Origin of the sequence: Flavivirga algicola (genome assembly GCF_012910715.1) — a bacterium.
GTDB lineage: Bacteria > Bacteroidota > Bacteroidia > Flavobacteriales > Flavobacteriaceae > Flavivirga > Flavivirga algicola.
On the sequence record NZ_JABBHF010000010.1, the window covers coordinates 97,799 to 118,078 of the forward strand.

The 20,280-nt window shown below is 32.5% G+C and carries 27 protein-coding genes; 10 read left to right on the forward strand and 17 right to left on the reverse strand.

The window, feature by feature from the left end:
• The first annotated feature begins 4 nt into the window (after nt 1–4).
• Complete coding sequence (locus HHX25_RS16405; protein WP_169675743.1) at nt 5–787, forward strand: toxin-antitoxin system YwqK family antitoxin; 783 nt, start codon at nt 5–7, stop codon at nt 785–787.
• Nucleotides 788–839: 52 nt separating this feature from the next.
• Here HHX25_RS16405 and HHX25_RS16410 read toward each other — a convergent pair whose 3' ends face one another.
• Genes HHX25_RS16410 through HHX25_RS16430 form a run of 5 tightly spaced genes read right to left on the reverse strand, consistent with a single transcriptional unit; the run spans nt 840 to nt 3,566 of the window.
• Nucleotides 840–1,415 (reverse strand): uracil-DNA glycosylase family protein, encoded by a 576-nt coding sequence (locus HHX25_RS16410; protein WP_169675744.1) that lies wholly within the window; start codon nt 1,413–1,415, stop codon nt 840–842.
• A gap of 11 nt (nt 1,416–1,426) precedes the next feature.
• Complete coding sequence (locus HHX25_RS16415) at nt 1,427–1,771, reverse strand: HopJ type III effector protein (RefSeq protein WP_169675746.1); 345 nt, start codon at nt 1,769–1,771, stop codon at nt 1,427–1,429.
• Entirely contained in the window at nt 1,771–2,448 is a 678-nt protein-coding gene (rsmI, locus tag HHX25_RS16420) for a 16S rRNA (cytidine(1402)-2'-O)-methyltransferase (protein ID WP_169675748.1), read from the reverse strand. Before rsmI ends, HHX25_RS16415 begins: the two co-directional genes overlap by 1 nt.
• Nucleotides 2,448–2,804 (reverse strand): DoxX family protein, encoded by a 357-nt coding sequence (locus HHX25_RS16425; RefSeq protein WP_169675750.1) that lies wholly within the window; start codon nt 2,802–2,804, stop codon nt 2,448–2,450. Before HHX25_RS16425 ends, rsmI begins: the two co-directional genes overlap by 1 nt.
• Before the next feature lie 21 nt (nt 2,805–2,825).
• Nucleotides 2,826–3,566: a hypothetical protein gene (locus HHX25_RS16430; RefSeq protein ID WP_169675752.1), complete on the reverse strand. Its 741-nt coding sequence runs from the start codon at nt 3,564–3,566 to the stop codon at nt 2,826–2,828.
• A gap of 107 nt (nt 3,567–3,673) precedes the next feature.
• On the opposite strand from HHX25_RS16430, the gene HHX25_RS16435 reads away from it, so the two are divergent.
• From HHX25_RS16435 to HHX25_RS16450, 4 genes are all read left to right on the forward strand, one after another.
• Nucleotides 3,674–4,321 carry a thymidine kinase gene (locus HHX25_RS16435; RefSeq protein WP_169675754.1) on the forward strand — a complete coding sequence of 216 codons (648 nt, stop codon included), beginning with the start codon at nt 3,674–3,676 and terminating at the stop codon, nt 4,319–4,321.
• Complete coding sequence (gene alr, locus HHX25_RS16440) at nt 4,314–5,420, forward strand: alanine racemase (RefSeq protein ID WP_169675755.1); 1,107 nt, start codon at nt 4,314–4,316, stop codon at nt 5,418–5,420. The genes HHX25_RS16435 and alr overlap by 8 nt, the downstream gene beginning before the upstream one ends.
• Nucleotides 5,421–5,493: 73 nt before the next feature.
• Nucleotides 5,494–5,895, forward strand: a complete 402-nt coding sequence (mscL, locus tag HHX25_RS16445; RefSeq protein ID WP_169675757.1) for a large-conductance mechanosensitive channel protein MscL — start codon at nt 5,494–5,496, stop codon at nt 5,893–5,895.
• A gap of 138 nt (nt 5,896–6,033) precedes the next feature.
• Nucleotides 6,034–7,023 (forward strand): aspartate-semialdehyde dehydrogenase, encoded by a 990-nt coding sequence (locus HHX25_RS16450; RefSeq protein ID WP_169675759.1) that lies wholly within the window; start codon nt 6,034–6,036, stop codon nt 7,021–7,023.
• Nucleotides 7,024–7,197: 174 nt separating this feature from the next.
• Here the strand turns inward: HHX25_RS16450 and HHX25_RS16455 are convergent, their stop codons facing one another.
• Entirely contained in the window at nt 7,198–7,560 is a 363-nt protein-coding gene (locus HHX25_RS16455) for a DUF805 domain-containing protein (RefSeq protein ID WP_169675761.1), read from the reverse strand.
• Nucleotides 7,561–7,650: 90 nt separating this feature from the next.
• On the opposite strand from HHX25_RS16455, the gene HHX25_RS16460 reads away from it, so the two are divergent.
• The 4 genes from HHX25_RS16460 (at nt 7,651) to HHX25_RS16475 (ending at nt 9,522) form a co-directional block, all read left to right on the forward strand.
• On the forward strand, nt 7,651–7,974 hold the full coding sequence (locus HHX25_RS16460; protein WP_169675763.1) for an ArsR/SmtB family transcription factor: 324 nt from the start codon (nt 7,651–7,653) through the stop codon (nt 7,972–7,974).
• Nucleotides 7,975–8,078: 104 nt separating this feature from the next.
• The gene (locus tag HHX25_RS16465; RefSeq protein ID WP_169675765.1) at nt 8,079–8,579 is read left to right on the forward strand and encodes a DUF6428 family protein; all 501 of its coding nucleotides are present in this window, start codon (nt 8,079–8,081) and stop codon (nt 8,577–8,579) included.
• Nucleotides 8,563–9,054 carry a GNAT family N-acetyltransferase gene (locus HHX25_RS16470; RefSeq protein ID WP_169675767.1) on the forward strand — a complete coding sequence of 164 codons (492 nt, stop codon included), beginning with the start codon at nt 8,563–8,565 and terminating at the stop codon, nt 9,052–9,054. The genes HHX25_RS16465 and HHX25_RS16470 overlap by 17 nt, the downstream gene beginning before the upstream one ends.
• Before the next feature lie 42 nt (nt 9,055–9,096).
• Entirely contained in the window at nt 9,097–9,522 is a 426-nt protein-coding gene (locus HHX25_RS16475) for an arsenate reductase ArsC (RefSeq protein ID WP_169675769.1), read from the forward strand.
• Here the strand turns inward: HHX25_RS16475 and HHX25_RS16480 are convergent.
• The 3 genes from HHX25_RS16480 to HHX25_RS16490 are packed head-to-tail and all read right to left on the reverse strand — an operon-like array spanning nt 9,519 to nt 13,105.
• Nucleotides 9,519–11,351, reverse strand: a complete 1,833-nt coding sequence (locus tag HHX25_RS16480) for a GNAT family N-acyltransferase (RefSeq protein WP_169675771.1) — start codon at nt 11,349–11,351, stop codon at nt 9,519–9,521. The genes HHX25_RS16475 and HHX25_RS16480 overlap by 4 nt on opposite strands.
• 22 nt (nt 11,352–11,373) lie before the next feature.
• Nucleotides 11,374–12,624 carry an aspartate kinase gene (locus tag HHX25_RS16485; protein ID WP_169675773.1) on the reverse strand — a complete coding sequence of 417 codons (1,251 nt, stop codon included), beginning with the start codon at nt 12,622–12,624 and terminating at the stop codon, nt 11,374–11,376.
• Between the two features lies 1 nt (nt 12,625).
• On the reverse strand, nt 12,626–13,105 hold the full coding sequence (locus tag HHX25_RS16490) for a GNAT family N-acetyltransferase (protein ID WP_169675775.1): 480 nt from the start codon (nt 13,103–13,105) through the stop codon (nt 12,626–12,628).
• Nucleotides 13,106–13,230: 125 nt separating this feature from the next.
• Between HHX25_RS16490 and fbp the strand changes: the two genes are divergently transcribed.
• Nucleotides 13,231–14,235, forward strand: coding sequence for a class 1 fructose-bisphosphatase (gene fbp, locus HHX25_RS16495; protein WP_169675777.1), 1,005 nt, complete (start codon nt 13,231–13,233; stop codon nt 14,233–14,235).
• A 475-nt stretch (nt 14,236–14,710) separates the two neighbouring features.
• On the opposite strand, the gene HHX25_RS16500 is transcribed toward fbp, so the two are convergent.
• The 8 genes from HHX25_RS16500 to HHX25_RS16530 all read right to left on the reverse strand — a co-directional run bounded on the left by HHX25_RS16500 (nt 14,711) and on the right by HHX25_RS16530 (nt 20,161).
• On the reverse strand, nt 14,711–15,202 hold the full coding sequence (locus HHX25_RS16500; RefSeq protein WP_169675779.1) for a hypothetical protein: 492 nt from the start codon (nt 15,200–15,202) through the stop codon (nt 14,711–14,713).
• A gap of 49 nt (nt 15,203–15,251) precedes the next feature.
• A complete protein-coding gene (locus tag HHX25_RS16505; protein WP_169675781.1) occupies nt 15,252–16,121 on the reverse strand; it encodes a carboxypeptidase-like regulatory domain-containing protein in 870 nt (289 codons plus the stop codon).
• A gap of 91 nt (nt 16,122–16,212) precedes the next feature.
• Nucleotides 16,213–16,401, reverse strand: a complete 189-nt coding sequence (locus HHX25_RS16510) for a sigma factor (protein WP_240964558.1) — start codon at nt 16,399–16,401, stop codon at nt 16,213–16,215.
• A 249-nt stretch (nt 16,402–16,650) separates the two neighbouring features.
• Nucleotides 16,651–17,394, reverse strand: a complete 744-nt coding sequence (locus tag HHX25_RS16515; protein WP_169675783.1) for a hypothetical protein — start codon at nt 17,392–17,394, stop codon at nt 16,651–16,653.
• A 691-nt stretch (nt 17,395–18,085) separates the two neighbouring features.
• Nucleotides 18,086–18,220 carry a hypothetical protein gene (locus HHX25_RS21355; RefSeq protein WP_262888891.1) on the reverse strand — a complete coding sequence of 45 codons (135 nt, stop codon included), beginning with the start codon at nt 18,218–18,220 and terminating at the stop codon, nt 18,086–18,088.
• A 27-nt stretch (nt 18,221–18,247) separates the two neighbouring features.
• Nucleotides 18,248–18,628, reverse strand: coding sequence for a hypothetical protein (locus tag HHX25_RS16520; RefSeq protein ID WP_169675785.1), 381 nt, complete (start codon nt 18,626–18,628; stop codon nt 18,248–18,250).
• Between the two features lie 62 nt (nt 18,629–18,690).
• A complete protein-coding gene (locus HHX25_RS16525) occupies nt 18,691–19,554 on the reverse strand; it encodes a DUF4261 domain-containing protein (protein WP_169675787.1) in 864 nt (287 codons plus the stop codon).
• 70 nt (nt 19,555–19,624) lie between these two features.
• Nucleotides 19,625–20,161 carry a YcxB family protein gene (locus HHX25_RS16530; protein WP_169675789.1) on the reverse strand — a complete coding sequence of 179 codons (537 nt, stop codon included), beginning with the start codon at nt 20,159–20,161 and terminating at the stop codon, nt 19,625–19,627.
• Between the last annotated feature and the right edge of the window lie 119 nt (nt 20,162–20,280).

Genomic DNA, 20,280 nt, shown 5'->3' on the forward strand with positions numbered 1-20,280 from the left:
AATAATGAATTTACCTACAAAAAATGCTTATGTGCTGCTTTTTTGTGTGCTCTTAAGTCTATTTAGTTGCAACAATAAAGATAGTGAAAATACCAATGAACCTATTTATATTCCAAGAAACTCATACTTTGTAGATTCTTACGATGGGATAAAAGTTTACAGAGATAATATTTATAGAAAACCTATGAATGGTCATTTTATCGTTGGTGATAAAACAATCAAATGGGAAGAGTTTTATATAAAGGAGGGGCTTTTATATGGCGATTATATTTTCTATCATCAAAGTGGAGAAAAATTTATGCATTCTATGTATAATAAAGGTAAACTTCATGGGGAGGAAAAGACATATTTTCTTTCTGGGAAATTGAAAAAAGTTAGTAACTATAAGCATGGTTTGCTTCATGGGAAAACGATTTCTTATTTTGAGGATGGTCAAATACTAGCAGAATCTGAATTTAAAGACGATCAACGTATAGCTTCTATAACGTATAATCATACTGGAGACATTGAATCTAAAATGTTTATAGAAGATGGAAAAAGCATAACACAATCTATTAAAAACGGTCAGGTATTTAAAGAACAAATATCGTCTAATTATGATGACTTTCAAGGCGTAAAATTTTTTAACGATGACAATACTATGAAAGTTTATTTGCAGATGATAGACGAGGGTGATGATACTTTTTTAGTAGAGCTTAATGAAGAAGGTAAAGAGATAAAGCGAATTAATTTTGCTACGAGCCCTAGAGAAATCTCAAAATATAGAAAATATATTAGTAGTCTTTAATATTCTAACTTTTATATAAATTTTAAACCTCACTTTTAGGTGGGGTTATTTGTTATAAAATTAATTGTTTTACTCTAACTTGTAATTCGGGTAATACCTCAATATCAAACCAAGGATTTTTTGTTAGCCAAAACCGATTTCTGGGAGATGGATGTGGTAAGGGTAAATATTTTTTTGGTAAGTAATCTTTATAATTCGCTACCGTCTCTGTTAATGTTTTCTTAGCCTCACTTCTTAAATAGTATTTTTGAGAATACATACCTATTAAAATAACCAATTCAATATTTGGTAACTTGTTCAATAACGGTTCGTGCCATTGGGGGGCACATTCAAGGCGTGGCGGTAAGTCGCCTGTTTTTCCTTTTCCAGGATAACAAAACCCCATAGGAATTAAAGCAATTTTAGTTTCATCATAAAACTGCTTATCTGTAACACCTAACCATTTTCGTAATTGCCTACCACTTGGGTCATCCCAAGGAATCCCTGTTTTATGGACACTCGTTCCTGGCGCCTGACCTATAATAACAATCTTTGCATTTGGATGTGCTGTTACAATAGGGCGAGGGCCTAATGGCAAATGTTCTGAACATATTGTACACTGCCTAATATTGTAAAGTAAATCATCCATTAAATAAGTGCCTATTTTTTATTTAGAGGTTCTTCATTAAAAGAAAGGCCCTTAAAGCCTGTTTTTATAAAATTCCTGATGTTTTGATGCCCCGTACCATTAGGGTCATTCAATACGTCATCAAAATAAAACTTGCCAAAACATGCTAAAGTTTCTTCTTTTGTTAAGCCTTGCGCTTTTGCGAAAGCAAATAATTTACAGGAACCAGAGTTCTCTCCGCTTTTGTTTTGTAAAGTACCATTTGTAAAGGCAGTTGGAGAGAAATGATAGTTTGTTTCTATAATATCCATCGTTTCAGAAAACGCGATAGATTCGGGTGCGTTTTTAAGCTTATCTTTAAATAGTTCAATAGTCATTAATTCTTGTTTTTTCCACCAACAACAATCACAATTTCTCCTTTTGGTGGTTTGTTAGTATAATATTCTAAAACTTCTTTTGTTGTTCCTCTAATAGTCTCTTCGTACAGTTTTGTAAGTTCCCGAGATACAGATACTAGTCTTTCTTCTCCAAAATACTCACAGAAATGACCAAGCGTTTTTACTAATTTATGAGGGCTTTCATAAAAAACAATGGTTCTGGTTTCTTCGGCTAGTAACAATAACCGTGTTTGTCGTCCTTTTTTAACGGGTAAAAAACCTTCAAATACAAACTTGTCATTAGGTAATCCAGAGTTGACTAAAGCGGGAACAAAAGCAGTGGCGCCTGGAAGGCAATCCACATCGATACTGTTTTCTATACATGCACGGGTTAGTAAAAAACCTGGGTCTGAAATGGCAGGTGTTCCTGCATCACTAATCAATGCTATGGTTGTTCCACTTTTTAATTTCTGAATAAGATGGTTAATCGTTTTATGCTCATTGTGCATATGATGCGATTGCATAGGTGTTGTTATTTCAAAATGTTTTAAAAGTTTTCCTGAAGTACGTGTGTCTTCGGCAAGGATTAAATCGACTTCTTTTAAAACTTCAATAGCTCTAAAAGTAATATCTTTTAAGTTTCCAATGGGTGTTGGCACAATAAAGAGTTTGCTCATTAATCTCTAATTTGTTTTCCTAAAAAATAAGATGGAAAAATTAACAGTAATCCATAAAGAGAAAAACCTACTATGCCATGTCCGGCATAATAGTGTGCAGCTGTAGCCAGTACCAAATCAAAGAAGAACCCCGCATAGGCCCATTCTGTTAACCAAGTGCTTTTTCGCCATAAAATCATAACAATACCTAATACTTTTAATATGGCCAATGGGATCACTATGTAAGTTGGATAATTAAGATTTTCAAAAAACCCTTTAACCGTTTCCGTATTTGTAAAGTACATAGAAGCAGAATATGCCATTAGCAAACATAAAAGTACCGTGCTTGCCCAATATATAATTTTATTTAGTTTCATTAAATTAAAAGTCGAGAGCTATTATTGAAACTTACTTTCAATAATTTCCATAAATCGCGTTTCAAACTCTTCTTTATCAGCCCAGTTATTATAATCTGGCTTTATAATGTCTTCTACTAAACGTTTTGCATCGTTAAAGCTAGCAGAAGTATTTAGCTGAGAAATAACACGATCATAGTCTTCACTTTTACCATCAAATAGATGTTTTATAAAAGCAATCTTGTCATTAAGCCCAATATTAAATCCGCCTGTTTTTAATTTGTCATTCAACGATTTTTTCTCATCTGCTTGTCCATTCTGTACTTTAGAAACAGGTTCGAAAATGGGAGTGTTCTCAAATCCAGCTGTAATATCTTCTAAATCTGCCTTGCGATATTGTTTGGGAATGGCTTCTTCAAAAATGGTATCAATTTCTTGGGTTTCATGGGGCATTTGTGCTACCATGTCTTTAATTTTTTCTATAACAGGCTCCATAATATCATCATCTTCAACTTCATCAAGATTAATATAAATTTTGTCTTCAATCTCAATATTATCACTAACCTTGTTATTAAATGCCTTATCTAGCATGCCAAAAAAGGACGAGTCGCTCCCAATAGTTGGTATACCATCTTCAAAATTCTCATGCGCAAACTTTAATACCGACAGCTTTTCGTAAAGAGCTGATACTTCAGCATGCATCTTTATAACATCTTCTTTCCCTTTTAATTTGAGAATTCTATGAGCTATACTAATGAGTTCCGACTCTAGCTTCTTTTTCATTATTTATAATTTTTAAATTATTGCTATTTAGACTTTTGATTTTTAATAAATTTACGCCACCTTTATACAAACGAATAATCGCTTTGTTTTAGTGCTAAAATTACGAAATGTTTCTTGAAAATACAGTAAATCATAAAGAACAATTTGGATGGATTGAAGTTATCTGCGGTTCCATGTTTTCTGGAAAAACAGAAGAATTAATCCGCAGACTCAAACGTGCCCAATTTGCAAGACAAAAAGTTGAGATTTTTAAGCCAGCAGTTGATGTGCGTTACAATGAGGAAATGGTTGTGTCTCATGATGACAATGAAATTCGCTCAACGCCTGTGCCTGCTGCTGCCAATATCCCTATTTTAGCAGATGGTTGTGATGTTATCGGGATTGACGAAGCTCAGTTTTTTGATGATGAAATTGTGCGGGTTTGTAACGATTTGGCTAATAAAGGAGTTCGGGTAATTGTTGCAGGACTTGATATGGATTTTAAAGGGAATCCTTTTGGCCCTATGCCTTTTCTTATGGCAACCGCAGATTATGTTACAAAAGTACATGCCGTTTGTACCAGAACGGGTAATTTAGCACAATACAGTTACCGTAAAGCTAAAAGTGATAGTTTGGTGCTTCTGGGTGAAGTCGATGAATACGAACCTTTAAGTAGGGCTGCTTATTACAAAGCTATGATGCGCGATAAAGTTAGAAATATGAAAGTAAACGATGCCGAAGAAGTGACGCCTAAACCTAAAGATTCCAATGCCTAAAGCGCAAGAAACTGTACTTGAAATTGATTTAAAAGCACTTAAACATAATTTTGAGCATCTAAAATCGAAACTCCAAAACAACACCAAGTTTTTAGCTGTAGTCAAGGCTTTTGGCTATGGAAGCGATTCTTGTGAAGTAGCGAGTTATCTGCAAGAATTAGGAGCAGATTATTTTGCTGTAGCATATGTTGGTGAAGGTGTAGCATTACGCAAAGCAGGTATTAAGGTGCCTATTTTGGTTTTGCATCCCCAAGCTGTGAATTTAAAAACTTTGATTGCATATTCTCTAGAACCTAACTTGTATAATGCGAAAATCTTTAAGGAATTTATTGATCTAGCTTCATCAGAAGAATTAAATAATTATCCCATTCATATAAAATTCAATACAGGTTTAAACCGACTTGGTTTTTGCGAAAATGATGTAGAGCATGTGGTCTCGGAAATTAAAAAAACAGATGCTGTAAAACTAACATCAATCTTTTCTCATTTAGCTGCCAGTGAAGATTTAAATGAAAAAACATTTACTTTAAACCAAATTACAAGTTTTAATACTATTTCCAAAAAGATTATAGATAGGTTGTCTTACAAGCCTATAATTCACATGTGCAATACATCAGGAATATTAAACTATCCTGAGGCACATTTTGATATGGTTAGAACTGGGATAGGGCTTTATGGTTTTGGAAATTCTGAAAAGGAGAACAAGAACTTAGTACCTATTGCTACTTTAAAAACGATTATTTCTCAAATTCATAACATTGAAAAAGGAGAATCTGTTGGTTATAACAGAGCTTTTAAGTCTAACGCCTTTTTAAAAACAGCAACACTTCCTATAGGACATGCAGATGGCATTGGTAGACAATATGGAAACGGAAAAGGCTTTGTAACTATAAAAGGGGAACGGGCTCCTATTGTTGGAAATGTGTGCATGGATATGATTATGGTTAATGTTACAGACATTGATTGTAAAGAAGGGGATGAAGTTATTGTATTTGGGCAAGATACTACAGCAGAACAACTAGCAGAAACTACGAATACGATTTCTTACGAATTGGTAACATCTGTATCTCAGAGAGTTAAACGCATTTTTGTAAAATAAGATATTTAACAAATGTTAATTTTTTAACTATTTTTATCTATTTTAGTAATCGCTAACTAAAAATTTAAAGATTATGCTTAAAGAGTTTAAAGATTTTGCCATGAAAGGAAACCTGGTCGATATTGCTGTCGGCTTTGTAATGGGTGCTGCTTTTAATAAAGTAGTGGCTTCATTTACAGGAGGTATAGTATCACCATTAATTGGATTAATTTTCAATGCTGATTTTAAGGATTTAAAATATGTTATACAAGAAGGTGTTGCGAATGCAGATGGGGTTATTGAAGGTGAGGTTTCTGTACTTTGGGGCGCTTTCTTAACCAATGTTATTGATTTTATTATCGTGGCTTTCGTGATGTTCATGATTGTTAAAGGTGTAAACAAAATGAAGAAAAAAGAAGAACCAGCTCCTGAGGCTCCAAAAGGACCATCACAAGAAGAATTACTAGCAGAAATAAGAGATTTATTGAAAAAATAACTAATTGTTAAATAAATAACACTGTGTTATTTGTTGTTAAAAAGACCTCGTTTTCTAATAATGAGGTCTTTTTTTAGATTTTAAAATAGAATTAATACTTAATTTTGCGCTCTAAGAATTTATTAAAAATTAAAAAAAATGAAAGTAGCAGTTGTTGGTGCCACTGGTATGGTTGGCGAAGTGATGCTTAAAGTATTAGAAGAACGTAATTTTCCTGTCACAGAGTTATTGCTTGTAGCATCTGAACGTTCTGTTGGAAAAAAATTAACTTTTAAAGATAAAGAATATACCGTAATTGGTTTAGCTGATGCTGTGGCAGCAAAACCTCAAATTGCTATTTTTTCTGCGGGAGGAGATACTTCTGTAGAGTGGGCTCCTAAATTTGCAGAAGCAGGTACGACAGTAGTCGATAATTCTTCAGCTTGGAGAATGGATCCTACTAAAAAATTGGTTGTTCCTGAAATTAATGCGAGTGAGCTAACCAAAGAAGATAAAATTATTGCAAACCCTAATTGTTCTACCATACAAATGGTTATGGCATTAGCACCTTTACATGAAAAATATAAAATGAAACGTGTTATAGTTTCTACATACCAATCGGTTTCAGGAACTGGTGTAAAAGCTGTAAAACAATTGGAAAATGAAATAGCGGGCATCGATGGCGAAATGGCTTACCCTTATCCTATTGGAAGAAATGCATTACCACATTGTGATGTGTTTTTAGAAAACGGGTATACAAAAGAGGAAATGAAATTAGCTAGAGAGCCTCAAAAAATATTTAATGACAAAACATTTTCTGTAACAGCTACTGCTGTTCGTATTCCAACTGCTGGTGGACATTCGGAATCTGTAAATGTGGAGTTTGAAAATGATTTTGATTTAGCCGATGTTCGTAAAATGCTTCATGAAACGTCTGGTGTTGTTGTACAGGATAATACAGATACAAATACCTATCCAATGCCTATTTATGCGCATGATAAAGATGAGGTTTTTGTTGGTAGAATTCGTAGAGACGAAACGCAACCAAACACATTAAACATGTGGATAGTTGCCGATAACTTACGTAAAGGAGCAGCAACCAATACGATTCAAATAGCAGAGTATTTAGTTGAAAATAATTTAGTGTAGGTCTTAATTTTTTACAGACCATTTGAGCCTCTGTTTTTGCAGGGGCTTTTTGTTTTAGTGTTTTATAAAACGAATCACTTCTACACAATAAAAAACCAGAGAAATGAAAATTTCTCTGGTTAGATTTTATTAAAAACTGTCAACGGGATTAAAGCCGACACATTTTAAATATAATTATTCTTGACCTATTAGGTCTATTTCCTCTGCATCAGACTTTGGGTTGGGGCCCCATTTGTTAGAACCTGCTTCACTATCTGTACATGCCAGAATTAAGCTGTAAATAGGGATTAGTAAATACCAGCCACTTTTACCCACATCATGCATTCTTCTTACGCCAACGGCAAGTGAAGGAATTAAAACTGCAAAAGAGTAAATAGTACTGGCCATAGCTAAAGATGGCATCTCTAGCCCTATAGAAATAAAAATAATTCCATAAGAGATAATGATACTAATTAAGAAAAACATCCAGTATTCTTTTCTTCTGGCTCGTCCAGAAAAGTCAGCATACTGTTTTAATACTTTTAGGTACCAATTCATAATAATAGTTGATTTTGGGGTTAATAAGTTCAAATATAGTTTTTTTATTTAAACTTATTATCGTAATATTGCAATATATAAATTAAAGTAATGGGAATCACGAAAACTCAAATATTTACAGAAAGGCAAAATGACCTCGCCCAGTTTTTTAAAGTTTTAGGTCATCCTGCAAGAGTCGCTATCTTACAGTACATTAGTAACCAAAATGCATGTATCTGCAATGATTTGGTTGAAGAAATCGGACTGGCACAAGCTACGATTTCTCAGCATTTAAAAGAACTTAAAAGCATTGGGTTGTTAAATGGTGAGATAGAAGGCAAAAGCATGAACTATTGTATTAATGTTGAGCGTTGGACTGCCATTCAAAATGAATTAAACTTATTTTTTAATACAACAAAATCAAATTGCTGTTAATTGGAAATAATAACACCCCGTTTGGTTACTATGTGACTTGTGTGGGACCTTTCGGTTCTGAAACTAAAGTTTGAGTGAAAACGGAAATTTAAAACCTTAAAAAAATGAAAACACAAGAGTTATTTAAAGTGCTTGAAGAAAATCAAGACAAATCATTATTATTTGAATATGCACCAAATTTATTAGTTGGGGCTAATTATCATATTACGGAGGTAAAGCATTTAGCTATTGATTCTATCGATTGTGGGTCTCAGGCAGACGCTTGGAAAGAAACCATTATTCAGCTTTGGGAAAGTCCAAACGAATTGGGAAAAACAGAATACATGTCTGTTTATAAAGCTTTAGCTATTTTAAACAAGGTTGGAAAAATGAAGGCTTACGATTTGGGTGCAGAGGTAAAGTTTGAATACAGTAACGCAACGTTTCATACAGCACAACTATTTGTTAACGATTTTGAAACAAAAGACGACAAATTAATAATTAAATTAGCCGTCGAAAAAACGGATTGCAAAGCAAAGGATCTTTGTGGCGTACCAGAATCGCTTGAAGCAGTGTCGACAAGTAGTGCTGAACCTTGCTGTTCTCCTGGTGGAAACTGCTGTTAGGTCATTTCTAAAAGAAGATTGGCATGCGGTTTCAAGAATTTACAAAGAAGGGCTTGAAACAGGAATAGCAACATTCGAAACTGCATGCCCAAATTGGAAAACGTGGGATGCGAAGTATATTTCTAGATGCCGTTTAGTGGCAGTTAAGGATCATCAAATTGTGGGGTTTGCTGTATTGTCGCAAGTTTCAAAACGAGATGTTTACAAAGGTGTTGCCGAAGTGAGTGTGTATGTATCTAAAAATTTTAGAGGAAAGCAGGTTGGAGAAAGTTTGTTGAGACATTTAATTAAAGCGAGCGAAGACCATGGTTTTTGGACCTTACAGGCCAATATTTTTACCGAAAATGAGGCGAGTATTAAAATGCATTTAAAATGCGGCTTTAGAGTTGTTGGGGTAAGAGAAAAGATAGGAATGCTAAAAGGCAGGTGGCACGATAACCAATTGCTTGAAAGACGAAGCTTAAAAATAAAATAGAATTTTAATTCCGCAAAAGCGAAAATTATAACTTAATAATTAATGAAGAATATATTAGTATTATGTACAGGGAATTCCTGTAGAAGCCAAATGGCACATGGTTATTTAAACCACTTTTTAGATAATAGAAAAGTAAATGTTTATAGTGCAGGCATAGAAACTCACGGAATAAACCCAGGAGCTGCTGCTATTATGAAAGAAGATGGGTTGAATATCGATCATCATACCTCAAATCATGTAGATGAATATGCAGATGTTGATTTTGATTATATCATTACAGTATGCGATCATGCCAATGAAAACTGTCCGTTTATTCCAAGTAAGAATGCGTTGCGTTTACATCATAATTTTTACGACCCTTCTAAGTTAGAAGGAACGGATGAAGAAAAACATGCGGCATTTTTGAAGGCACGTGAAGAAATCAAAGCTTATTTTAAGGACTTTGTGGAGCAATATAACTTAGTTTAAGCATCTCCTCCATTATCCATAAACTTGCTTTCCAACTCAGCCTGAAATTCTTCCATAACGGGACGCACTGTGCTATCAGGCAAATCGGCAATCCTAATGTACATCAAACCATCAACAGCATTGTTGAATAGTGGGTCGACATTAAAGGCAACCAATCGGGCGTTTTGCTTTATGTACTTTTTTAATAGTACAGGTAAACGTAAAGCGCCTGGTTCTACCTCGTCTATAATTTTATCGAATTTATTTAAATCGGCTTCGGTGGCATCAAAAACAAAATCCTTATCAGCATCTTTAAGGATCACTTTAAATTCCTTTTTAGGATGTACGTATTGCGCTATATATGGGTCGTAGTAATGCGATTTCATAAACTCAATCATTAATGATTTTGAGAAGTTGGAAAACTGATTACTAATACTAACCCCGCCTATTAAAAATTTATGTTCTGGAAAACGTAAAGTGGTATGTACAATACCTTTCCAGAGTAAAAACAAAGGCATTGGTTTTTGTTGGTATTCTTTAATGATAAAAGCACGTCCCATTTCAATAGACTGACTCATCATTTTGTGCAGCTCTGGTTCAAACCTAAAGAGGTCCTGCAAGTAGAAACCATCAATACCGTAACGCTCATATATTTTAGCTCCTAAGCCCATTCTGTAGGCACCTGCTATGAGTTTCTTTTCATTGTCCCAAAGGAACATATGGTGATAATAAGTGTCAAATGTATCTAAATCGATAGCCTCGTTGGTTCCTTCGCCAACTTCCCTAAAAGTAATTTCACGTAAACGTCCAATTTCACGTAAAATATTAGGAATGCTGTTGGGCTCAGCTAAAAACACTTCGTAATTTTTACTTTGTAACAACCTGGAGTTGTTTTTAACAAGGGCTTCAACCTCTTTGGTCATCAACGTATTATCAACGGGAGTGACAATGCGTTTAGGGATTTTGGGAGTCTTTAATGTTGACGAAAGATTATCTAAAATCTTTGATTTCTCCTCAAAAGCATTCGATAACATATAGGTCTTTCGTCTTAAAAAACCAGAAAAGCTATCAAGGGTTGTATGTTCCTTTTGGTCGGCAACCGAGATTGGTTTCCCTATTCTAACCTTTATGACACGCCGTTTTTGAGTTAATAATTCAGAGGGTAATTTAGCCGTTCTAAACGTATCGCTAATTTTAGAAAGCTTATAAAATAATTTACTGTTTTTAGCATGGAAATAAATGGGAACGACTGGGACTTCTGCTTTTTTAACAAGTTTCATAGCAGCTTCTTCCCAGGGTTTATCGACCACTAATTTCCCATCACGATACGTAGATACTTCTCCAGCCGGGAAAATACCTAGCGGATGTCCATTCCTTAAATGCAAAATAGAATTTTTAAATCCAGATATACTGGATTTTACATCTTTTCTGTCTTCAAAAGGATTAACAGGCATGATGTAAGGTTTTAAAGGCTCAATTCTGTGCAATAAAAAATTAGCTATTATTTTGAAGTCCTTTCGCTGTTCAAGCATGAGTTTTAAAAGCAGAATCCCATCTATACCACCAAGTGGATGGTTAGAAATGGTAATATAGGCACCGTCTTTTGGTAAACGCTTCAAATCTTCTTCGGGGATTTCGAATTTAATTTGAAAATCATCTAAAATACCATCTAGAAAGGCCAACTCACTAAGGTGCTTGTTACGCTTATATATTTTATTTAGCGTAGATATTTTAAGTACTTTCATCAATACCCAACCAATAAAAGTACCTAAAAAACCATATCTATCTAGTTGTATCGCTTTAGCGACTTCTTTGGCAGTTACCAATCCCGTATTTTGTTGTTTGGTCATGAGTGTAAATGTACTAAATTGTTTATTTAGTTACTACTTGAACGGTTTCTTGAGTTAATTGTTTTAGTAACACGGTTTTATCTTTTTCAATCTGACTAATAGCATTTTTATTATAATGTCGAACGGTATAAAGTGATACATTTTCGTTACAAGTTACTTTAAATTTTGCTTTTAAATGATGTAAAAGTGTATCGAGATTATTAAAAATATTATCTACACAAACAGAAAAACTAATCGCTGAATTTTGAATAACATCTACTTTCATTTTATATTGATGCAACAAATTGAAAATGTCGCTAATATTTTCTTCGACAATGTACGAGAAATCCAAAGACGATATAGAAATTAAAACCTGATTTTTCTTTACTATAAAGCAAGGAACCATAGGTTCTAAAGTAACATTTTTACCAATTTTGGTTCCTGGTGCTTCAGGGTTTAAAAATGATTTTACGTATAATGGAATTTCTTTCCCTTGTAAAGGCTGTAATGTTTTTGGATGAATAACCGATGCCCCATAGAAAGCCAATTCTATGGCTTCTCTGTAAGAAATTTTATTAAGCAATTGGGCATTTTCAAAATAACGAGGATCTGCATTTAAAACGCCAGGGACGTCTTTCCAAATGGTAACACTTTCTGCATTTAAGCAGTATCCATAAATGGCTGCTGTATAATCACTTCCTTCTCTACCCAGCGTTGTTGTAAAATTATTGGAATCGCTGCCCAAAAAACCCTGCGTAATATTTAAAACACCTTTGTTAAAGGTTGAAGTTATCAAGCTTTGTGTCGCTTCCCAATTAACATTAGCACGCCTATAATAATTATCTGTTTTTATTTGGGTTCTTACATCAATCCAGTTATTTTTAATATTTATGATGTTTAAATATTCGCTTATTATTGTTGTTGAAATTAATTCACCAAAACCTATAACCTGATCGTAAACAAAGTTATAATTGGGCGATTTATTTGTTGTAAAAAAGTTGCTTAACTCATCAAAGAGTGCTGCTACTTTTTTAAAGGCAGGATGATTTTCATTTTCAAATAAATCCAATAAAATGACTTGGTGATATTTTTTTACATCTTGAAGTGTACTTTGTAGTTGGGGCTTATTTTCGAAATAACTTTTAATGACAATTTCCAAGGCATTGGTTGTTTTTCCCATAGCAGAAACAATAATGAGGGTATTTGTGTAACCCACTTTTTGCAACACAGAAGCTATGTTTTTTACACCTACTGCGTCTTTTACAGATGCACCACCAAACTTGAATACTTGCATGCTATAATTTTGCTATATAGTCTTTAATACCTTGTTCACTTAAGTGTACAACATCCCAATCGCGTTTTACCTGCGCGCCCTTTTTTTCATAAAAGGCGATGGCAGGCTCGTTCCAGTCGAGTACTTCCCAATTAATACGCTTTACTCCTAAATCATGTCCGTATTTAATAACTTCATCTAAAAGTGCTGTTCCCAAACCAGAACCTCTCATAGATTCACTCACAATTAAATCTTCTAAATGTAGTGATTTCCCCTTCCATGTCGAGTACCGATTGTAAACCAGTGCAATCCCTTCAATGGCGTGGTTTACCTCTGCTACAAAACATTGAAACATAGGGTGTGGGCCAAAGCCATCGGCTTGTAAATCTTCAATAGTCACTTCAACAGCATGAGGCTCTTTTTCAAAACTGGCCAATTCTTTTATTAAGTCGAGTACCTGAGGCATATCGCTCTTGATCGCTTTTCGTATAGAATAATTCATAGGAATCTTATAATTATTTCAAATATAGTTTAAAGTTCACTATTAACAAGCTATTAATCTTTAACGAAAACGTTGTAGTTCATTAAAAAATAATTGATATTTGCACAAACAAAACCAACGCTTTTATGTCTCATAAAAAACAAACTCTAGGAGAATTTATTATTGAAAATCAATCTTCTTTTAAATACTCTTCAGGGGAATTATCCAGTCTTATAAACTCCATTAGGCTGGCTGCAAAAGTAGTGAATCATGAAGTTAATAAAGCAGGTTTAGTTGATATTATTGGGGCTGCTGGCGATATGAATATTCAGGGAGAAGACCAGCAGAAATTGGATGTATATGCGAATGATAAATTTATTCAAACCTTAACCAATAGAAACATTGTTTGTGGCATTGCCAGTGAAGAAGAAGATGATTTTATTTCGATTAATAGCCAAGATGAAAATCATCAAAACAAATATGTGGTTTTAATCGATCCTTTAGATGGGTCTTCAAATATAGATGTGAACGTGTCTGTAGGGACTATTTTTTCCATTTACAGACGGGTTACGCCAGTAGGAACTCCTGTGAAGTTAGAAGATTTTTTACAAAAAGGAAGTGAGCAAGTTGCGGCTGGTTATGTCGTTTACGGCACATCGACCATGTTGGTTTATACAACAGGTGATGGTGTTAATGGGTTTACATTAAACCCAGCAATAGGCTCCTTTTATTTATCGCACCCCGAGATGCAATTTCCTGTAGATGGTACTATTTATTCTGTGAACGAAGGAAACTATATTCATTTCCCTCAAGGCATTAAGAATTATATTAAGTATTGTCAAGAAGAGGAAGGGGATAGGCCGTATACTTCCAGATATATTGGATCCTTGGTTTCCGATTTCCATAGAAATATGATTAAAGGCGGTGTTTACCTATACCCACAGAGTTCAAAAAACCCAAATGGAAAGTTACGTTTGCTCTATGAATGCAATCCCATGGCATTTTTGGCAGAACAGGCTAATGGTAAGGCTAGTGATGGGTTTACCAGAATTATGGACATTGAGCCTGCCGAATTGCACCAGCGTGTACCGTTTATATGTGGTAGCAAGAACATGGTCGAAAAAGCTGAAGCGTTTATGCGGAAGGCATAAAATATAATCACCTAAATAACTGAGACTATTTGATAGAGATGATGATTATTTTTATGTTCAAATAATTGCTCTAATCGTAGGGTTTTTTTCTTGACTATTTAATTTTATATCTAAACCTTTGTCAACTGCAATCTTCCATATTTCAGAAATGGTAAGTGGCATTTCGGAGTCTTTAGAACTATTTCTACTAATTTATGGAATGTCATTTGTTAAATTTTTAAGGTTTTACCCTTATGTTATAAGGTGTGCGTATGATTTTCTGCGGTTAAAAGTGCGATGTGCTTTCCGCCGTAGCGGAAAGACAATAAATTCGCATGAATTTCCAAAGTGGAAATTCCGTAGCAATTAATTATACATGGTGTTGCGAACCGTAGCGACACATTCGAGTAAGTATGCCTTGATTCCTCTTTTTTTTCATCTGAGTGTGAGACACACCAGAACAACAGTTTTTATAGGTATTATTAACACGTTGATTTTAGTTAAAAGTGTTTTTTTGTTCAATACCATACATCTTTAATAGATCAACAAACCCTTTTTTTATTTTATTCACTTCAGACTGTGGTGTATTCTTTTCTAGAAAAATTTTTATACTAGATGCGTTTTCCCCATTAAAATGTTCTTCGGTTTTTATATTAATCTTTTTAGTTTCAATGGAATTATTAGGGAAAAATATTTCAATGTACTTGCTTTCATTTTTTTCCTTAACTGCTATTTCTGAATACTTATTTGCGTCCAAATAATAGGCGGTAGAACAAAGCTTGAAAGCGGTACAGAATTGTATAAATTTAATGGTTTTGTTATGTTCAATATCAACTTCCTCAAGTAAATAGTTATAATTTTTTTCGACATCATTAAGCTTATAAATATCTATTTTTTCGTTCAGCTCTTTCATCTTTTCCGCTTTAGTTTGACTTGAACATTCTGTGTAGATAAAAAATAAAACTAATGCAATAAATAAATTTTTCATAATTGGATAATATTTTTTAGTTATGGTTAAACGGTATTGTAAGTAGTTGTTATTCGCACATTGCGTTTAAATAAAAGCTCAAATTCTGTCCACCTTTATTCCAACTATCCATTGCTTTTTCTCTAAAAAAGGCTGTGTGTGTTGGCGAACTTGCTGTTGAAATTGCAAAATATTTACTCTTTTCATTTGATTTTACACTTTCAAGCCATTGTATTGTTACCGCAATTTCTTCAACTTTTTCTGCAAGATAAATTTCGTAGGGTTCTAAATTGACAGTAAACCATCCTAAAAAATTATCTTTTATTTCGAATATAATATTCTCTTGAATTATTAAATCGGTAGGAAGCCCATCTTTAATTTTATAAAAGTTTACCCTGAATTTTAAAGATTTGAAGTCATTAGAAGTTATATTAAAATTCAAATCTTTGATATGGCAATTCCGTCTTATTTTGAATTTCATTCCTTTTTCCTTACTCAATCTATCATCGACACCTTTTTCATTGTATGTGTAAAAGTTTGAGTGCATCAGCCCAAGTCCTTTTGACGTTCTTCCGATTTTTTTAGATTTAAGTTTTATTTTTTTTGTACTCAAAACAACTTCATCTAATTCCATATTTTTAGGTTGAAGTACAATCGCGTCGATTAATTTATTTAATTCCGAAATTAAATACTTTTTAGTTTTAAAACCAACGTATGAAAAAACAACGGTGTCCTTTGAGGTCACTTTGTCATTTAATATAAGTTTGAATAGACCATTTTTATCAGAAACGGTTCCAACGGTTTTGTTTTTAATTCCAATATTAACATAGGCAAGAGGCTCACTATTCTCTAAGTTCAATACCTTTCCAGATAATGTTTCTTGTTGGGAGTAAGCTATTACACTTATAAGTCCGATTATTATTGATAAGAAATTTTTCATTATAGTTGTTGGTTTTTGTTTAGTTGTCAATACTAAAAAATCAAAAAACAACTTTTAGTTAAGAATTTAATAATTGGGAAAATCTTAAGATTTAGATGATGAATTTGTTGCTTTCAAGGATGTTCTTAAGAGTTAAACAGATATTTAACGATAATCTATAAACCCAAGTTGACCACTTGGAATCGCCGCGAAACTTATCTTTACTTCTCCAGATCTGCAGACAGACTTCCTGATAATAATCCTTAAGATCTTCTTGATGGGCTAAACCAACGCGAACCATTTATTTGTGGAAGTAAAAATATGGTTGAAAAGGCGGAAACGTTTATGCGGAAGGCATAAAATACACTCACTTAATATAATCGATAACTATCTTTTATATTTTTGATATAAGTGTATGATAACAAATAAAACCCCAACGATTAAAGCTATTATTTGAACATAAAAATAATCATCATCTTTATCAAAGAGTTGTATAGTGATAATCACTAATAGTGGAAGAAATCCAAGGTATTTTTTCATGGTAATTCTTTTATGGGGTAATATCTAAAATTGAATCATTTTTTGGAGGGTCGATAGGTATAGGAGCTTCATCTTGCAAAAGTTGATAACATGCATTGTAGTCAGCTAGAGCATCATTAGAACATTTTACAGCTAATCCAGATACAAAACCAGCACCGACCACAGTGCCTAATCCAAAAGAAAAAAATCCTGAAATTGCTAACCCAGCAATGCCTATAGCAAAATTTGTTTTACATCTGCCTTTGGCTGTTTCAAATCTAGATTGACAATCTGACTTGGAATATTTACTTTCTGCTAGTTTTGCCAATTTATTAAACTTCAATTGTTTGTCAATTTCAATAGTTAAAGTATCTTCGATTTCATTTTCACTAAATTTTGTTAAGGTTGGATTATTTTGAATGAACTTAGAAGTATTATTTGATATTTTAATTAATAAATCTGAGATAATTTCAGTTTCTTTAAAACCAGCTTCTTTTAGTGTTTTAATATTCTCTTTTGATGTACTATACCTTTTTGACTCTCGTAATATGTCTTGAGATACATTTTTTTCATTATTGATTATATCAAATAGTTTTGATGTTAAATTAATATGGTTATTCACATAATCCTCTAAGCTTAAGTGTTCTGTTATTTGACTTGTTATAGTTATGTTTTCATCTATGTCATTAGCATATTGGGTACAAGACGTAAACAGTAATAGTGTTGCTAAGAATAATGAGAAATAAGTTTTTTTTATAATTTTATAAAAAAGCATAGTTCATGGTTTTGAAGGAGAACTCTTTATTTTTTGTTCCCTCGATTAATATTGATTTTCTACTCTTTCGATTTTAAATGGCCAATTTATTTTCAATCGTTTTACTATCCATAATTACAAAGTATATGTATAACAGTAAATACACTCAGCAAGCACGCAATATAGCAATTTTATTTTAAAAATAAGAATTTACTTACTTTTTAAATAATATAAAAATTAGGGCTACGGTTGTATGTCTCGATTTATAAAACCTATGATTCATAAGTATAGTGAGCTAAGTTTTAAAATTCACAGTAGAGTGTAGTGGATTGTTATATATATTTTCTTTTTTCAGTATTAGTTTCAATCCATTCTTTAAAAGAGTAAGAAAAGAAATCTTTTTTTTCTAAAACGAACATTTTTTGATACAAAAAATCTGCATTATTTTCATTACTCAAATCTTTTAAATGTTTTTTTAGATCAACTCCATTAATCGATAGAAACCTTCCCAATGATTCACTTAAATAACATATAAGATATATCTTTCCAATTTCTAAAGAATCCTATAAATTCGGTATGTCAATAGTGTTAAATGATTTCTTATTACAGTTCAAATTTTCGATTGTTTGAAAACACCTTTTGGCCTCTCTTTTTCTATCATCTAAAGGAGGTTCTTTTATTGAATAATCATAATAAGCAGTATGGATATTGTTTACCCTTTGGATTTTAATATCTTTGCTATTTTTATTGATGCATTGATGGCTTCTTCTGTTAATTTATCTTCGCAAGGAATTCCAAACTTGTCTCTTTCAATATCACCATGTCTTATAAAAATTACATTAGCCATATTTAATTTAAAATTATGTTGTTATTTTTAATTTTTCGCTACAAATTTAATATCTCGAATAACACCATTTTCAACGTGTTTAAATTCCCAATTTTGACCAACTTTAGCTTTGTCGGATTTAGGTATTGGAGCATCTAGTTCAACTATATAATGTCCTTTTTCTTTATTTATAAAGATGACTTCAGTAATATTTCCAGGCGAGTTTGTCGATACCAAAGTAACATCAGATATGTCATTTGTAAAATCGTTGTAAAATGATGATAATTTAGAGTTTTTATAATCAGTTAACAGTTTTTTTCTGGTTTCAGTTTTTTCTATAATTTCTTTTTTGTCAACTTTTTCATGCTTCTGCGCACAGGAAAATGTAAATAATAGAAGAGCAATGATTGTTATAGTAATTTGTTTCATGATTTTTGTGATAATTAGTGGTCATTAATGATCCATGTAAAATGCATTTTTACATAACTTTGTCAGTCAGCGTTATTTATTTCGATTACCATTCTTTTTGGTTCTATTTGAGAATGATTAAAATAACACTTCCATTTTTGGTTTTCCTCAACTCCTTCAATAGTATTTCCATGTTCAATTACACTTCCATTTTCAAATATATAATGTCCATAATTGAATAATAAGCCAGCAATTTGTTGAGGGTCATAATTTGCAAATCGAAACTCAAAATCGGGAAGACCTAAAGAATTTAAACCCAATGTGTCCATTATTATTTCGTCCTTTGTTTCTTGAATATTAAACAAACGAACATTCATAAAAACATTTATATTTTGATAGTTGTTCAGACTGCTTTTTTCTAAAAAATCACTAGGTTTTAAAACAACTTCGCTATTATGAACCCAAACAGCACTTGGATTCATCGCAGATATTATACTTGATACAAATTTTTGAAAATATTCAATTCTCTCTTTATAGTCTAAATTTCTTGACATCAAATCAGTAATCAAAATTTCGTAGAAACATTTCTTAACAGTTTCTTCTGCTAGTGGCCAACTCCAAGATTGTCTAAAAGAATTATCTAGTTCAGAATAGTTAATTTTATTTTTATCAGGAATAAATATTGTAGCTTGGGCGGGTATATTTCCTTCATCAAATTTAACTTCATAATCTTTAAATAAATAATGCCTTGAATTAGTTGGCTTCTCGGAATTTTCGAAAAATTCTATTTGACTAAATCGTTTTTTTAATTCCTGTTCTATTTTTTCATCGTTAAAGGTTGGTTCGTTTTTAAAGAACAGTTTTACCATTAATAATTCGGTAGGATTTTCGAGTTGTTCGACTACTTTTTTTTCTTTCTTTTTTCGATTGAAGTTAAATAATCCCATTGGTAGTTCTTCTATTTTTGATAAGTGTGTTTACACTAGCAATTAGCACTGTTTTGGTATTAGTGTTTTTTTATTTCCATTTCCAATTCAGTTCATCAATATATTCAGCTCCTAATTCAGTTACATGTTTTTTAAATTCTGTTTTATTTTCAATCGAGAGCTTTGGTACAACCAGAGATAAATCAGTTGCCAATTTTATAAAGAAATGGTCTTTTGTTTCAATCAGTTGTTTGAGTTCTGTTCCATTTATTTTGCTTTCAGTTGTAAAGTCCTTAGCATTTACTGAATTTTTATCAAAGTCAAGTTCCACTGGTTTGTTAATACGGTTTTTATAATTTTCCTCAACGTGTTTCTTAAAATGATTTTTATATCTCCATTTGGAATATTTTGGATAGAAAATAAACCATACACTTGCTACAATTCCAAAAAGTACTATTCCAATGAAGTTCTGATCTCTTTTTGTTAAGTATAAACCATACAACAAAAAAAGAATGGGTATCATAATTCTACTATTCCGACGTCTCTTTTTATGCAATTCAGATTTAGAAGAAGTATAGAGTTGATATTCTAAAAAATCTTCATTTGTAAGTTTGTAGTTTATCTTCATTCTGTATGTTCGTAAAGGGGCATGGTTTATAAAAGTTAAAGGTATGTTTTAAGCATCTAATTTAACGAATACAAACTGAATAGAAAATCTATTAGGATTTTCATAAGCAGGCTAGGGGT

Excerpts from the sequence above, each read along its gene's own strand:
- HHX25_RS21355 (WP_262888891.1), bottom strand. The coding sequence starts at position 18,220 with ATGGCTAATGTAATTTTTATAAGACATGGTGATATTGAAAGAGACAAG.
- HHX25_RS16475 (WP_169675769.1), top strand. The coding sequence starts at position 9,097 with ATGAAGAATATATTAGTATTATGTACAGGGAATTCCTGTAGAAGCCAA.
- rsmI (WP_169675748.1), bottom strand. The coding sequence starts at position 2,448 with ATGAGCAAACTCTTTATTGTGCCAACACCCATTGGAAACTTAAAAGAT.
- HHX25_RS16530 (WP_169675789.1), bottom strand. The coding sequence starts at position 20,161 with ATGAAGATAAACTACAAACTTACAAATGAAGATTTTTTAGAATATCAA.
- HHX25_RS16425 (WP_169675750.1), bottom strand. The coding sequence starts at position 2,804 with ATGAAACTAAATAAAATTATATATTGGGCAAGCACGGTACTTTTATGT.
- HHX25_RS16465 (WP_169675765.1), top strand. The coding sequence starts at position 8,079 with ATGAAAACACAAGAGTTATTTAAAGTGCTTGAAGAAAATCAAGACAAA.
- mscL (WP_169675757.1), top strand. The coding sequence starts at position 5,494 with ATGCTTAAAGAGTTTAAAGATTTTGCCATGAAAGGAAACCTGGTCGAT.
- HHX25_RS16510 (WP_240964558.1), bottom strand. The coding sequence starts at position 16,401 with ATGGTTCGCGTTGGTTTAGCCCATCAAGAAGATCTTAAGGATTATTAT.
- HHX25_RS16405 (WP_169675743.1), top strand. The coding sequence starts at position 5 with ATGAATTTACCTACAAAAAATGCTTATGTGCTGCTTTTTTGTGTGCTC.
- HHX25_RS16505 (WP_169675781.1), bottom strand. The coding sequence starts at position 16,121 with ATGAAAAATTTCTTATCAATAATAATCGGACTTATAAGTGTAATAGCT.
- HHX25_RS16460 (WP_169675763.1), top strand. The coding sequence starts at position 7,651 with ATGGGAATCACGAAAACTCAAATATTTACAGAAAGGCAAAATGACCTC.
- HHX25_RS16430 (WP_169675752.1), bottom strand. The coding sequence starts at position 3,566 with ATGAAAAAGAAGCTAGAGTCGGAACTCATTAGTATAGCTCATAGAATT.
- HHX25_RS16515 (WP_169675783.1), bottom strand. The coding sequence starts at position 17,394 with ATGCTTTTTTATAAAATTATAAAAAAAACTTATTTCTCATTATTCTTA.
- HHX25_RS16480 (WP_169675771.1), bottom strand. The coding sequence starts at position 11,351 with ATGACCAAACAACAAAATACGGGATTGGTAACTGCCAAAGAAGTCGCT.
- alr (WP_169675755.1), top strand. The coding sequence starts at position 4,314 with ATGCCTAAAGCGCAAGAAACTGTACTTGAAATTGATTTAAAAGCACTT.
- HHX25_RS16415 (WP_169675746.1), bottom strand. The coding sequence starts at position 1,771 with ATGACTATTGAACTATTTAAAGATAAGCTTAAAAACGCACCCGAATCT.
- HHX25_RS16490 (WP_169675775.1), bottom strand. The coding sequence starts at position 13,105 with ATGAATTATTCTATACGAAAAGCGATCAAGAGCGATATGCCTCAGGTA.
- HHX25_RS16520 (WP_169675785.1), bottom strand. The coding sequence starts at position 18,628 with ATGAAACAAATTACTATAACAATCATTGCTCTTCTATTATTTACATTT.
- fbp (WP_169675777.1), top strand. The coding sequence starts at position 13,231 with ATGTCTCATAAAAAACAAACTCTAGGAGAATTTATTATTGAAAATCAA.
- HHX25_RS16410 (WP_169675744.1), bottom strand. The coding sequence starts at position 1,415 with ATGGATGATTTACTTTACAATATTAGGCAGTGTACAATATGTTCAGAA.
- HHX25_RS16435 (WP_169675754.1), top strand. The coding sequence starts at position 3,674 with ATGTTTCTTGAAAATACAGTAAATCATAAAGAACAATTTGGATGGATT.
- HHX25_RS16455 (WP_169675761.1), bottom strand. The coding sequence starts at position 7,560 with ATGAATTGGTACCTAAAAGTATTAAAACAGTATGCTGACTTTTCTGGA.
- HHX25_RS16525 (WP_169675787.1), bottom strand. The coding sequence starts at position 19,554 with ATGGGATTATTTAACTTCAATCGAAAAAAGAAAGAAAAAAAAGTAGTC.
- HHX25_RS16450 (WP_169675759.1), top strand. The coding sequence starts at position 6,034 with ATGAAAGTAGCAGTTGTTGGTGCCACTGGTATGGTTGGCGAAGTGATG.
- HHX25_RS16485 (WP_169675773.1), bottom strand. The coding sequence starts at position 12,624 with ATGCAAGTATTCAAGTTTGGTGGTGCATCTGTAAAAGACGCAGTAGGT.
- HHX25_RS16500 (WP_169675779.1), bottom strand. The coding sequence starts at position 15,202 with ATGAAAAATTTATTTATTGCATTAGTTTTATTTTTTATCTACACAGAA.